Source organism: Leeia speluncae, assembly GCF_020564625.1.
GTDB classification, from domain to species: domain Bacteria; phylum Pseudomonadota; class Gammaproteobacteria; order Burkholderiales; family Leeiaceae; genus Leeia; species Leeia speluncae.
In genome coordinates this window covers 99,431-112,360 of the sequence record NZ_JAJBZT010000003.1, presented here as the reverse complement: position 1 = coordinate 112,360, position 12,930 = coordinate 99,431, and the positions used below count along the sequence as shown (strand labels likewise).

11 protein-coding genes are annotated in these 12,930 nt (G+C 44.9%); 5 read left to right on the top strand and 6 right to left on the bottom strand.

The window, feature by feature from the left end:
* Positions 1-135 precede the first annotated feature (135 nt).
* A complete protein-coding gene (locus LIN78_RS06480; RefSeq protein WP_227179716.1) occupies positions 136-2,265 on the top strand; it encodes a type IV pilus assembly protein FimV in 2,130 nt (709 codons plus the stop codon).
* A 79-nt stretch (positions 2,266-2,344) separates the two neighbouring features.
* On the opposite strand, the gene plsY is transcribed toward LIN78_RS06480, so the two are convergent.
* Complete coding sequence (gene plsY, locus LIN78_RS06475; protein WP_227180239.1) at positions 2,345-2,944, bottom strand: glycerol-3-phosphate 1-O-acyltransferase PlsY; 600 nt, start codon at positions 2,942-2,944, stop codon at positions 2,345-2,347.
* A gap of 142 nt (positions 2,945-3,086) precedes the next feature.
* Here plsY and LIN78_RS06470 point away from each other — a divergent pair, with 142 nt between their 5' ends.
* Positions 3,087-3,695 (top strand): TetR/AcrR family transcriptional regulator, encoded by a 609-nt coding sequence (locus tag LIN78_RS06470; protein WP_227179714.1) that lies wholly within the window; start codon positions 3,087-3,089, stop codon positions 3,693-3,695.
* A 16-nt stretch (positions 3,696-3,711) separates the two neighbouring features.
* On the opposite strand, the gene LIN78_RS06465 is transcribed toward LIN78_RS06470, so the two are convergent.
* The 4 genes from LIN78_RS06465 to LIN78_RS06450 all read right to left on the bottom strand — a co-directional run bounded on the left by LIN78_RS06465 (position 3,712) and on the right by LIN78_RS06450 (position 6,806).
* Complete coding sequence (locus tag LIN78_RS06465) at positions 3,712-3,879, bottom strand: hypothetical protein (RefSeq protein WP_227179712.1); 168 nt, start codon at positions 3,877-3,879, stop codon at positions 3,712-3,714.
* A gap of 2 nt (positions 3,880-3,881) precedes the next feature.
* Positions 3,882-5,264, bottom strand: a complete 1,383-nt coding sequence (locus LIN78_RS06460; RefSeq protein ID WP_227179710.1) for a DUF4178 domain-containing protein — start codon at positions 5,262-5,264, stop codon at positions 3,882-3,884.
* Between the two features lie 70 nt (positions 5,265-5,334).
* A complete protein-coding gene (locus LIN78_RS06455) occupies positions 5,335-6,360 on the bottom strand; it encodes an SPFH domain-containing protein (protein ID WP_227180238.1) in 1,026 nt (341 codons plus the stop codon).
* Between the two features lie 53 nt (positions 6,361-6,413).
* The gene (locus LIN78_RS06450; protein ID WP_227179708.1) at positions 6,414-6,806 is read right to left on the bottom strand and encodes a DUF350 domain-containing protein; all 393 of its coding nucleotides are present in this window, start codon (positions 6,804-6,806) and stop codon (positions 6,414-6,416) included.
* 143 nt (positions 6,807-6,949) lie between these two features.
* Here LIN78_RS06450 and LIN78_RS06445 point away from each other — a divergent pair, with 143 nt between their 5' ends.
* Positions 6,950-8,461 carry a polyamine aminopropyltransferase gene (locus LIN78_RS06445; protein ID WP_227179706.1) on the top strand — a complete coding sequence of 504 codons (1,512 nt, stop codon included), beginning with the start codon at positions 6,950-6,952 and terminating at the stop codon, positions 8,459-8,461.
* Positions 8,461-10,065 (top strand): FAD-dependent oxidoreductase, encoded by a 1,605-nt coding sequence (locus LIN78_RS06440; protein WP_227179704.1) that lies wholly within the window; start codon positions 8,461-8,463, stop codon positions 10,063-10,065. Before LIN78_RS06445 ends, LIN78_RS06440 begins: the two co-directional genes overlap by 1 nt.
* On the opposite strand, the gene LIN78_RS06435 is transcribed toward LIN78_RS06440, so the two are convergent.
* Positions 10,058-11,467: an FAD-binding oxidoreductase gene (locus LIN78_RS06435; RefSeq protein ID WP_227179702.1), complete on the bottom strand. Its 1,410-nt coding sequence runs from the start codon at positions 11,465-11,467 to the stop codon at positions 10,058-10,060. The two genes, LIN78_RS06440 and LIN78_RS06435, sit on opposite strands and share 8 nt — an antisense overlap.
* A 260-nt stretch (positions 11,468-11,727) precedes the next feature.
* On the opposite strand from LIN78_RS06435, the gene LIN78_RS06430 reads away from it, so the two are divergent.
* Entirely contained in the window at positions 11,728-12,924 is a 1,197-nt protein-coding gene (locus LIN78_RS06430; protein WP_227179699.1) for an NAD(P)H-dependent flavin oxidoreductase, read from the top strand.
* Positions 12,925-12,930: the final 6 nt, after the last annotated feature.

Genomic DNA, 12,930 nt, shown 5'->3' with positions numbered 1-12,930 from the left:
GGGTCGAAATTATCGCAATACGCAACTGATGTAGCGTGAATTTGATAATAATTATCGATTTATATTACCAATGCTATTGAATCACTGGCATTTGTCGCTAATAATGCAGCATTGATTAATTATATCTGTGGGTAAATGGCAACTGAACGTGCTTCCAAGGCAAATAATACGACAACGGTATCTCTATTAAAGAGGTTGGCCGTATTTGTTGTTTCTGCAATTGCGAGCGCGGATGTGGTTGCTTTACAACTTGGAGATATCCAAGTTAAGTCTTCTCTGGGATACCCCTTTTCTGCGGTCATCCCCGTCAAACTAAAAGATGATGAAGTTTTAGATGCTGCATGTGTCCGTCTCTTACAAGAGGGCCGGCAAGATTCTACTTATATTCGTCAAGCTAGCTTAACGGTTCAACGAAACAAAAATATCAGCAATATCGTTATTCATACGAGTAACCGGATCGATGAGCCACTAGTTCGTTTGGCTATCTCGGTAAATTGTAATAGCACTAGCACGATTAGTCGTGAATATCCCATATTGCTAGATCCGCCTTCCGTTGTGGAGGCTGCTCAAGCGCCGAAAGTGCTAGCTACCCCTTCGGTTAAAGCAACCGATAAACGTTTTCCTGGCCGTTTGCGTGTTGCTCGTAATGGGGATACATTTCAAAGTATTGCAGCAGCCATCTATGCGAATGATCCAGCGGCTCAAGATGCCTTTGTTCGGCAAATGCTTTCAAGATACCCTGATGTTGCTAATGCAAATGAGGTGTTGGAGTCTGGGCGAAGAATTTATTTAGTCAAAGTAAAAACAGCAGCAGAGCGTATTAAACCGCAGGCACCTAAACCCGCGCCTACGCAAACGGTCTCTAAGCCTGTGGTTGCAGCTCCCTCTGCTGCAAATGTCGCTCCAGAAAATGTTCAGCCAACAGATCGTTTAGAGTTGTCTTCCGCAGAGTCGGGCAATGATGATTTTTCATTAAAGCTTTCCTATTCGCTTGCACCATCAACTAAAAATTTAACACCTGCTGAAAAAGAAGCCTTAAAGCAAAAATTACAGTTAATTAATTCGGATGATCAGCTATCTTATCTGATTGACTTGCAGACACAATTAAAGCAAGTTCATCAAGAAATGGATGCGATTCGAAATAATCGACCTGTGGTTGCCGCTACCTCACCCGCATCAGAAGAAAGCGCTTCGCAAACATCTGTATTCTCCAATTGGCACATCGGATTACCATCAGACTTTTGGTGGATGATGGTTGGTGGATTACTGCTTATTGGTGTGGCTGGTGGTGGCTATTATGTGTATCGCCAGCGTAAACAGTCTAATGAGTGGTCCTTTGATGATTATGTGCCGCCAGTTGCTGACGATGGATTTACTGGCGCTCAAAGCCTCATTCTACCTGCGGATGCCTTAGACTCAGACTATGCAACAACTGGTAAGCCAGCCGTTGAAGATGTTTCAAATGACTTTACCGCTGATGTAAGTCGTTCTAGTAGTATTTTGGTTGAGGATTCTGAGCGCTGGGCGGTAGAGGAAGCACAGGTGTTTTTGGCTCACGGCTGGGTCGATCATGCTGTATCGCTGCTCAAAGAAGAGATCGACAAAAACCAATACCACCTAGATTTGTGGATTATGCTGTTTGATGTATACAAGCAAAATCAAATGGTCGATGAGTTTGATGCGTTGGCGGTTCAGTTCAAAGAAATTGCATTCGGTTTGCCGCTATGGGATCAAGTGGTAAATATGCAAAATGAACTACGTGCATCTGCTGCGCATCAAAAGCAAAGTGAAGATGATATTGCTGCTTTAGATGCTGCGTTGGACTTAGACTTGGCGAGTAATGAAGGCAGTGAAGGACTGACAGCTGCGTCGTTAGATACCGATCCGCTGGCAACAAAACAGGTAGATACAAATGAATTGCCTTTTGAATCTGTTTGGTTAACGGATGATGCGCAAGAAGACGTGTCTCCTAAAGGTCAGGTAGTTGAAGATGGGGATGTGTTAGACATTTTCGAGCCGGTATTACTGCCAGAAACTAGCGCCCCGAATAGCCCTGTAGAGCTAACCCCTGAGGCAGTAGAATTAACACCAGCCCCTCAGGATGCGCTTGAATTTGAGTTTAGTGGCATCTCTTTAGCGCCTCAAGTAAAAGAGGCTGATGTAGATGCAGAAAATGACGTATTTGCTGAGCAGATTGATTATTCGAATATTGACTTAGATTTGTCTCTAGATTTGCCTGATGACCCCGCTAAAAAAGATAAATAATGGCGGTGGCCTGACTGAGTTTATCTAGGAAATAAAAAAGCGCGATTTATTCGCGCTTTTTTATTTGAACATTGATGGATTATGTCTTGCTGACTTTGCTTTCGCTGCCTTTAAGCAGATCTTTAATGTTTCGTTTGTGGCGATAAATAAGTAGGCAAGAAACTGCAACAATTGCATAAAGTTGAGGTTTGTTACCGATGGCGATATAGGTAAAAATAGGGGCGCAAATGGCTGCACTAAGCGCAGATAGAGAGGATATCTTACTGACTTTAAGTACAACTAGCCAGACACCTAAGCAACTGAGTCCTAGGGGTGGATTCACGGCGATTAAAATGCCTAAAGCAGTAGCAACACCCTTACCACCATAAAAGTTAAAGAAGACTGGCCACATATGTCCTAAAATAGTGGCGAGAATGACTGTGGCGATTGCTTCGTCATTTAATTGATAGCTGGCTGCAAAAGATTGAGCAATAAACACTGCTAACCAGCCTTTTGCTGCATCCCCTAGCAGAGTTAACGCTGCAGCGGTTTTATTCCCTGTGCGCAGCATATTGGTGGCGCCGGGGTTTTTAGATCCAAAGGAGCGTGGGTCGGGTAGTTTAAATAATTTGCTGGTGATAATCGCAAAAGAAATTGATCCAATTAGATAGGCGAGTATCGCAAACCCGGTTGCTGCCATCATAAAATCCCTTAAAATCTAAGACTAACGGTCGATTGTAAGTGATTTTTGCAGTAGACCAAAGTAGATTGACGTAATGTAGTGCTTTCGTTGTTTTCTATCAATGATCTAAGTGGTATTTCATCAGGGAGTGTGCTGTTAGATGGTTCGACCAAAGCGCAATATGGTGTTATTTCGTCAGAATATTTTAGAGGCGGCTTGGCAAGAAATGTTGAGGTCTACTTCTGAAGACCTCACCATGATGGACTTGGCAAGGCGTGTAGATATGTCTGTAGGCAATGTCTATAAATGCTTTCAGTCAAAAGACGAAGTAATGCTGTTTGTCTGCTTGCGATATTATCGCGAACTAGCCGAGCTATTAAAAAATCCTGCCCATCATTCATTATTGGATGTATTAAGTGCGTATTTAGCTTTTGTAAATGCCCGCTTTAATCTATATGTGTTTATTATGCGACGTCCTTTTTGGCACCGGGCATTTTTGAGAACACCACTGGCTGACATCGCCAGATTATTACAGTTTCAGATTTTACGAGTAGTTGCTTTGGCCAGACTGCTGTTGGTTCGCTTGCAAGAAGGCAGGGCGGTTGCAACAGAGAAACTACCCGATCAATTGCTGTATTTATTTAATAGTTTGCATGGTCTGTTGATGTCTCACCATACAGGGCTATCAAAGTCGGTGAATAGAGATAGGGACGTGGTTAGTCAGTCGCAACTACAACTCATGGTGGTGGCGATTACCCACCACCACTAATCGTCGCATCGTGGGGCTATTTGTGATGTCCACCCGAATACCAGTCGCCACTAGACATGCCTGAGTTACTGCCACTTCGCCCCCAGCTTCTGTAGGTTGAGTGATCGTTATTTGTTTTGACGTTGTAGAGCGTCAAGCTGCAAGAAATGGCGATAGCGTAAAGAATATAAACCAGTTTCGTCATCGTTACTTCACTATTAGTTTAGCAAATAGCACAGGGATCCATAGCAGTACGAGTCCCAAAATGATGGTGCCAATGGCTAGCTCATCTTGGAGTACAACGTTTGCCATGACAAACAGGAAAGAAAAGACCTTTGCGATTTCTATTAATTCAGCTGAGTTGTCCTCTGTTGATTGGGCCGTTTCTTCTAGCGTTTGACCAAACCATGCGCCAACGGTTTTAGCCGGTAATTTTTTTGCTAAGCTCCAAGATAGCTCATTCTCTGTTTTTTCTAGGGTTAGCTTTTGATCACCTTTACCAAAATCGCTGATGTGTGAGGTGTCTCCAATATTGACACGCCAGTTAAATGCCCCAGCTGCGTATGTGACTTTGGATTGGTAGTCATATAAATGCTGATAACTTAGGCTGTTGTAATTCACTTCTTTGCCTGATTGTTTTGCAGGCCAGTTGTTCAGCACGTTTACCTGTTCCCATCCCGAATCTGACTCAACCAACCAGAGAAAACCTTTCCTTGGATGGAAGAGTAGGTATTCCCACCAGTTGCTATTCTCTTCGCCTACTTCTAGGCATCGCATGCAGCCAATTAAGGTGTATTTAATGCCAAGTATGGTGGCAACATCCCCTAATTTCAGCGTCGAAAAGACCGATGCTTCTGCTTTCTTTTTGGATAGGATCACCGCTTGTTCTGGTGTGGCGTCGATCGTGGACTGGCACGAAGGACAAACCAACTGAGCGGCAACGCCAGGAACAAATTGGATAGCACTACCGCAAGCCGGGCAACTAAGACTACTTAGTTTATTTTTGATTCGACCAGCTTTTTCCGCAATGATGTCGTCTGTACGTAAATTCTGTAGTTTGAACTCCTCAACAGATCCGGCCTTACCGACAAAGCATTCTGGCGAGGTTGATTCGCTATAATCGAGCGTCAGAAAGAGGTTTCTGGAGCGAAAATCAGCAGCCTTCAACTCCCAACCTTCTGCGACGACAAACGGTAATTCACCTTCGCCGGACGTGCAGCGTGCAGTGCGAACATCGCTAGCAATAAATAAGGACTGTTTGTGCGAGAAAATGCTTCCCGGAATGAGCGATTCAAAGGTGGGTGGATTGCTTACTTCGCCATCAGAAAGGGTAATGACAAACTGATTACTAGCATCTGATAGCCAGCCTGTCGTGCCATCATCAAACCAGATGTACCACTCATTCCAGAAGCCATCTTCGTATCGAAGCTGAATACGCCCAATCGTTTGGAAGGCATTGCCGTTAAAGATGCCACTTGTACCTATTTGTATTGGTGAGTAGTCCTCTAGAATGGCCGACATTTTGCCGGCCATTTCGACTGAAGCACCATGTTGCAATATCGTGGTTTGACAATATTCGCATACTGCCATCGCGGATGTTGCTGAGCGAAATGAAACGGGTGCCCCACAAGAGGGACAAGCGGTCTGAAACATTAATCCATTACCCGATTAGTTTTTTAAGGATTTCAGCTTTGGCCGTATCGTAATCTGCTTGTGTGATTAAGCCCTTATCTAGGAGGCTTTTCATTTTGAGCAAATTAGCTTCTAAGTCTTCAGTAGGTGAGGTAGGGGCTGCTACTACTGATGCACTTGGCATTGGCGCTGTAGGTTGTAGGTTCGGCTGTAATGCTTGTGCCATCACCTGGCCCACTTGTAAACCCGCACCTAAGCTTGCTCCCATGCCTGCTAAGCCACCTTCATTTTGTGCTGCTAATGGAATGGCCTGTGCGGTTTGGTATTGAGTATAAGTGCCCATATTGCCAATCATGCCCATGGAGATGCGGGTGTCGATCGCTTTTTGGAGTTCTTCCGGTAGGGAGATGTTTTCAATGGCAAAGTTATCTAAAGCAAAGCCATATTGTTCAAATGCAGCGCTTAGATTGGCTTTGACCAGATTGCCAGTTTCTAACTGATTGGCAGCCATGTCTAAAAATGGGACATTACTACCACCTAAGGTGGCCGTTAATGAGCTAACCACTAGGTTTCGAAGCTGTTGTTCTAGGTCCTCTCTGGAATAGCTTTCTCGTGTACCGCTAATCTCTTTGTGGAATTTTTCTGCATCCACCAATTTGTAAGAATACATGCCAAACGCACGTAGTCTGACCATGCCAAAATCTTTGTCTCGGATGGTGACCGGTTGTGGTGTGCCCCATTTTCGACCTAATTGAAGTCGGGTGCTAAAGAAGTACACATCTGATTTAAATGGGGATTCAAAAAGTTTATCCCAGTTTTTCAGGTAAGTAAGTACAGGTAGGGTTTGGGTGGTTAGCTTGTAGGTACCTGGCCCAAATACATCCGCAATTTTGCCTTCATTCACAAAAATGGCGATTTGCGACTCTCTAACGGTGAGGCTTGCTCCGTATTGAATCTCAAAATCCTGCATCGGATAGCGCCAAGAGAGCACACCATCTACTTCTTCTGTCCAATGCAGAATGTCAATAAATTGCTTCTTAATAAATGATCCGATGCTCATATTGATCTTTCTTGTGTATGGGGGCGATGTTGTCTAGGCACGCTTACTTAAGACAGGCAAGCCGCATTAATGATGCCAGTGGTGAGTGAGATGGTGCCCACTAACAGGCCCATGGCAGCGTTATTATTGGCTAATTCCGTGTTTAAGGTCGGGAAACAGCGGCTAACCAGTAGGTAGGTTAATAGTTGGATGACCATGGCAACTGAAGCCCACAGAAGATAAGGCACAATGCCATTACTATGTAGTGCACTGGATGCTAAGGTGAGGCTAAAGCCTAGTACGGCACCAGCCAAAGATAAGGCGGCTGCAATGTTGCCTTCTTTGATTAATTGAAACTCGTTAATGACCGTGGTTTTTGTGTAGATGAGCATGAATGCTAGCAACAGGCCAAAGCCACTGAGTAAAAAGACGAGATAACTTGAAATACCAGGTAGATGCATACTGTATTTCCTTGTGCGAAATATGGTTATTAGGGTTATGCTATCGGTTTATTTTTTATTTGGCAAACCAGCAACGCACTTTTTTCGCCCTTTAATCGCGAATCGTGGTTGATTTTGCCTTATTTGTTGGATGCCGTTACTGAATGCTTGATCGTTTGTTAGTCTTTTCTGTCTTTATTGTTGCGTCTTGTGGCTTGGCGTATGAGTTAATCGCAGGGGCAATGTCTAGCTACTTGCTAGGGGATTCGCTCTTACAGTTTTCCAGTGTCATTGGATGCTATTTATTTGCAATGGGGATAGGTTCGCATTGCTCTAAGTATATTAAAGATGAAGATGCACTCAGTCGGTTTATTGATATTGAGTTGTTGATTGGTTTAATTGGCGGTATTTCTGCATTAATTCTGTTTGCTGTTTTCGCGTGGTTGTCTTCACCATTTCGCTCTGTTTTATATGCGTTAGTATTGCTGATTGGGATGGGCGTAGGGATGGAGATTCCACTCGTCATGCGGGTATTAGATCGTCAGCAACTGGCATTGAAAGACTTGGTTAGCCGAGTACTTACGTTTGATTACCTTGGTGCGTTGGCGGTTTCCTTGCTTTTTCCGCTGGTGCTGGCACCGCATTTAGGCATGATCCGTACTGGATTATTATTTGGTATTTTTAATGTACTAATTGCGTTGTGGACAGCTCACTGTTTTCAGGCGCAGATAAAACAAGTAACAGCCAAGCGGGTGCGCGGTGGGGTGATTCTCGGGGGGCTGATTCTTGCGTTTGTTTCCGCGGATCAATTAACCAAATGGGCTGAAAAAGGCTTGTTTGGCGATGAAACCATTTTTTCTCATACGAGCCCCTACCAGAGATTAGTGGTAACGCAATGGAAAGATGATTTGCGCTTGTATATCAATGGAAATTTGCAGTTCTCTTCCAAAGATGAGCATCGATATCATGAGTCTTTGGTGCATCCGCTGTTATCTAGCCAGCCTTGGGCGAAACGAGTGTTGGTGCTTGGTGGCGGTGATGGTTTAGCTGTGCGGGAAATCTTAAAGTACCCAAATATTAAACAAGTGGTGCTGGTGGATCTTGATCCGGAAATGACAAAGTTATTTAGCACGGCAGAGCGTTTGGTAAAGCTTAATCAGCATTCACTGACGAATCCAAGAGTAAAAGTATTTAATCAAGATGCGGGGCAATGGTTGGAGTCGAATACAGAGATGTTTGACGCCATTATTGTGGATTTCCCCGATCCTTCTAATTATGCACTGGGTAAGTTGTATTCCGTGCCGATGTTCGAGTTAATGCAAAAGCATTTGGCTTGGCACGGCCGCTTAGTCGTGCAGTCTACTTCCCCGTATTTTGCGCCGCGTTCTTATTGGTGTATTGATGCGACGTTAAAAGAGGCGGGCTTGAATACATGGCCATACCATACGTATGTCCCTTCTTTTGGAGAATGGGGCTATATCTTGGCGGGTAAGACCGCCGACTTTGTTCCGCCAAATCAGTATGCGATTCCACTGCGCTACTTAGACCCTGTGGAAACAAAACGTATGTTTAGTTTTCCGGCGGATATGAAACCGATGAAGATGATTCCTAACCGGTTAGATAATCAATCTTTGGTTCATTATTTTGAGCAAGATTGGCATCAGGTTATTCGATAATGAATCGTCGCCAATTTTTCTTTTTGGGCGCTGCTGCTTTAGGGACGGTTGGTGCTAAATGGCGTTGGCAAGAACGGTTGCCAGACATCACGGTGGATCGAGTCGGGATGAAGCAAGGACACCAAGTGCGTGAGCCTTGGCGTGCTGCTGACTTTCCATTAAAAGAACGTCTCCCCGTTGTGATTTTAGGAAGTGGGATTGCTGGGTTGACGTGTGCTTGGCAATTGGACAAAGCGGGTTTTCATGACTTTGTGGTAATCACCGGGCCAGAACGTTATGGTAACGCTGCGTTTGGCGATGCTGGCGAGGGAATGTTATACCCAAAAGGGGCCCACTATTTACCTTTTCCGTCTTTAAGCTCGGTGCATGTGAGAGAGTTGCTTGCAGAGATGGGCATTAGCCAAAAAGATGTCTATGGAAAAGCACCATATTATGATGAACGGGCGATCTTACACTCTCCTGATGAAAGAATATTTGATCCTCAATCTGCGAGTTGGCAGGAGGGCTTATTTCTTAATGCCGACGAGGCGAAGAAACAGTTTCAACGTTTTTTTCTATTGGTTGATTCGCTAAAGAATCAATTGGGGCAGGATGGAAAGCGGTTATTTGATATGCCGATTGCTCAACTGTCTTCTGATACCCGTTGGCATCATTTAGATAAGCTGACTTTTCAAGAATGGCTAGTAAGCCAGCAGTTTACGCATCCGCATTTACTCGACTATTTGGACTATGCCTGCCGAGATGATTATGGCGCAGGGCTAAAACATGTTTCAGCGTGGGCGGGGATTCATTATTTTGCCGGTCGTGATGGGCATGCCGCGAATGCTGCTGATGGTGGATTACTGACTTGGCCTGAGGGATTGGGTAAACCCGCCTCGTGGATGGCAGCCAAATTAGCCCCTCATCAATTGCGAGATGGTATGGCAATGAAAGTAGAACTGAAGGGTGAAAACGTTGCTGTCTATATACAAACACCAACTGAGAAATATCGAATAGAGTCCGATCGAGTGGTGATGGCGATGCCGCTCCACGTGACGAAGCATCTGTTGCCATTAAATGCATTTGGCTTTGATGATAAACAGCATATGCCGGTGCATTCTCCTTGGTTAGTGACTAACTTTATCTTGGATGATTTTCCAGAAGAGAAGCCTGGTGAAACGCTTGCTTGGGACAATATCGTTTCTGGAAGCGAAGGGTTAGGATATGTCGTAGCGACGCACCAATGGATTCGGCAATACCGGCCTGAAAAGACCGTGTTCACCGCATACCGGACTCTCCCTTTTGATGACGCGAAAAAAGCGAGGGAGTGGTTAGCAGAAGCAACTGAAGATGAGCTCTTTGCATCAGCAATGGTAGATTTAGAGCTGGTTTACGATAAACATCAACTTTATCGTCGTTTGGCACGCGCAGAGATTAGCGTGCGCGCACACGCAATGGCCACTCCCACTCCCGGTTTTTTAAGTAATGAAGGGTTGAAGCAGCTTCGCGCACAAAGTGGGCGAGTCCTTTTTGCACATTCAGATTTATCTGGCTATTCGGTGTTTGAAGAGGCCGCTTGGTGGGGCTACCGTGCGGCCGATAAAATACTAGGTCGCGTTAGCTAGCTGAAGAGCTTGGGTAAACCTTGCCGGGATTCATGATGCCTTGTGGGTCTAGTGCCTGTTTAATTTGTTGCATGAGGGCAATTTTAACCGGATCTGCATATCGCGGTAGTTCGTTGTTTTTTAATTGTCCGATGCCATGCTCTGCACTAATAGAGCCATTTACTTGCTTTACTTGTTCGTACACCAGATGATTAATATGCTTTTCCAGTGGCACGAGGTCCAATTGGCTTTCGGGTGCCTTTCCTACATTAAAATGTAAATTGCCATCTCCCAGATGCCCAAAAATCTGTAATCGATAATCTGCCTGATCTTCTTGTAGGATGCGACTGGTGACTTGAATAAAGTGTTCCATCTGTGAGGTAGGTACAGAAATATCGTGTTTAATCGATAGCCCATCTTTTTTCTGCGCTTCTGAAATAGATTCTCTTAATGTCCACAATGCTTGGGTTTGTTGCAAACTTTGGGCGATGACGGCATCAATCACGCTAGTTTGGTTCATTAGGAAACTTTCCACCATCTCGGTAAGCGGGGAGTGCTCCCACGTGTCTGATACCTCCATTAAAACATACCACTCATTTGTTTCGCTTAGCGGTAATTTTGCGCCGGGAATGTGCTGTGTGACTAAGCCCATGCAAATATGAGAGATCAACTCATACGCGGTGAGTCGATCTCCAAATTGCAATTGCGCTGCATTTAATAGCTGCACGGCGTCGGATGGCGATGCGAGTGAGATAAGTGCTGTGGTTTGATGTTTGATGGCAGGGAATAACTTAAGCGTTGCGGCTGTGATAATACCTAGCGTGCCTTCTGCACCAATAAACAACTGTTTGATATCTAGGCCGGTATTGTCTTTGCGTAACCCGCTCAGTGAGTTTAAAACGTTACCATCTGGCAAAACCACCTCTAAGCCCAAGGTAAGGTCGCGCATATTGCCATAGCGTAAAACTTGAACACCACCCGCATTGGTCGATAAATTGCCGCCAATTTGGCAGCTGCCTTCTGCCGCTAATGATAGGGGAAAGAGACGATCATGCTGGCTGGCGATGGTCTGGATTTGGCCAAGTGTACAACCAGCGCCAACGGTAATGGTTTGGTTTTCTGTATCAATACAGTGAATGTGGTTTAACCGGCTTAAAGATAGAATGATGGCTGGCGTGTGTTGGGTGGGGGCTGCACCACCGCAATGACCGGTGTTTCCACCTTGCGGGATTACATAAATATGATTGGCGTGGCAATACTGCACCACTTTAGAGACTTCATCTGTGGTTGCCGGGCGAATCACTGCCATAACAGAACCGTGGTAACGACCACGCCAATCTTGGCAATATGGGGCAACTTCTGCTGCTTGGGTGAGTACATTCGCAGCGCCGACAATAGTGGTGAAGGCTACAATTGCTTGCAATTTTTATATCCCAACTGACGTTCTTTTGACCATTAGTATACTGTGTTATCAACTAAGTCCGTTACAATCATCTGATAAGTAATTGATTTATATGTTTATGTTGTAAATCTTTGTCATTAAATCTTGGTTGCCTGTGCTTTCTTTGCTTTCGTGAAGAATGTCTATTCTGCTTTTTTGATACAACTCAATACAGTTAAATTGTTTTGCTGGCATTCTAATTAAAGATGATTAGTTAGAAATACTCTTTTTGAAAGGCTCTTATGTCTCAGATCAGTTCTCCTTTCCCTTTGTTGCGCCTACGTGGCAAGTCGGTTTTGCCGGTAGTCCAAGGGGGTATGGGCGTAGGGGTGTCTGCGCATAGCCTTGCTGGCAGCGTTGCGAGAGAAGGGGCTGTTGGTACATTGGCAAGTGTGGATTTAAAACACCACCATCCTGATTTGTTAGAGATGTGTCACCGTGTACGGGACCAAGAAATACTTAATCAAGCGAATTTAACGGCGTTAGATCGTGAGATTAAAGCGGCAAAAGCATTATCTGGCGGTAATGGTTTAATTGCGGTGAACGTGATGAAGGCGGTTGCAGACCATGCGCGCTATGTTCGTCAAGCCTGCGAAAGCGGTGCAGATGCAATCGTAATGGGTGCTGGTTTGCCGTTTGATTTGCCTGAAATGGCTGCAGATCACCCGAATGTGGCGTTGATTCCGATTTTGTCAGAAGTACGTGGCATTGCGCTGGTGCTGAAAAAATGGATGAAAAAAGGCCGTAAGCCAGATGCGATTGTGATCGAGCATCCAAAGTTTGCGGGTGGCCACTTAGGTGCTGCCAAAATTGATGATTTGGGTGATCGTAAATTTGATTTTGATGTTGTGCTAGAAGGTACGCTGGAATTATTCCGCGAAATGGGCATTGAAAATGAGATCCCACTGATTGTTGCTGGTGGGATTAATAGTTACGACAAAGTGCAAGATGTGTTCCGTTGGGGGGCCTCTGGTGTGCAATTAGGCACTGCGTTTGCCGTTTCTCAAGAAGGCGATGCGCATCCAAACTTTAAGTCTGTGCTAGCGGGTGCTGGCAAGGATGATATTGTTGAATTTATGAGTGTGGCTGGTTTGCCTGCTCGCGGTGTATTAACACCATGGTTAAAAAACTATCTGAAGCGTGAAAGCTTCCTGCAGTCAAAGGCAAAATGTGATGCCTCTCGTTGTACCACTGGACTAAATTGTTTGTCTGCGTGTGGATTACGCGATGGGATTGCCAAAATCGGTCAGTTTTGTATCGATTCACAACTGGCTGCAGCATTAAAAGGGGAGATCAGCAAGGGGCTGTTCTTCAGAGGATCCGAATCGTTGCCATTTGGTAACGCAGTTCGTCCTGTGAGAGAGCTAATTAATTACCTGCTGAATGGTGTAATGCCTCAGTTGGAACAGGATGAAGGAGTTCAAATTGCTGTTGCATGAAGAAAT

What these genes read in the sequence shown, in the direction of transcription:
- LIN78_RS06480 (WP_227179716.1), top strand. Translation starts at nt 136, where the DNA reads ATGGCAACTGAACGTGCTTCCAAGGCAAATAATACGACAACGGTATCT.
- plsY (WP_227180239.1), bottom strand. Translation starts at nt 2,944, where the DNA reads ATGGCAGCAACCGGGTTTGCGATACTCGCCTATCTAATTGGATCAATT.
- LIN78_RS06470 (WP_227179714.1), top strand. Translation starts at nt 3,087, where the DNA reads ATGGTTCGACCAAAGCGCAATATGGTGTTATTTCGTCAGAATATTTTA.
- LIN78_RS06465 (WP_227179712.1), bottom strand. Translation starts at nt 3,879, where the DNA reads ATGACGAAACTGGTTTATATTCTTTACGCTATCGCCATTTCTTGCAGC.
- LIN78_RS06460 (WP_227179710.1), bottom strand. Translation starts at nt 5,264, where the DNA reads ATGGCAGTATGCGAATATTGTCAAACCACGATATTGCAACATGGTGCT.
- LIN78_RS06450 (WP_227179708.1), bottom strand. Translation starts at nt 6,806, where the DNA reads ATGCATCTACCTGGTATTTCAAGTTATCTCGTCTTTTTACTCAGTGGC.
- LIN78_RS06445 (WP_227179706.1), top strand. Translation starts at nt 6,950, where the DNA reads ATGCTTGATCGTTTGTTAGTCTTTTCTGTCTTTATTGTTGCGTCTTGT.
- LIN78_RS06440 (WP_227179704.1), top strand. Translation starts at nt 8,461, where the DNA reads ATGAATCGTCGCCAATTTTTCTTTTTGGGCGCTGCTGCTTTAGGGACG.
- LIN78_RS06430 (WP_227179699.1), top strand. Translation starts at nt 11,728, where the DNA reads ATGTCTCAGATCAGTTCTCCTTTCCCTTTGTTGCGCCTACGTGGCAAG.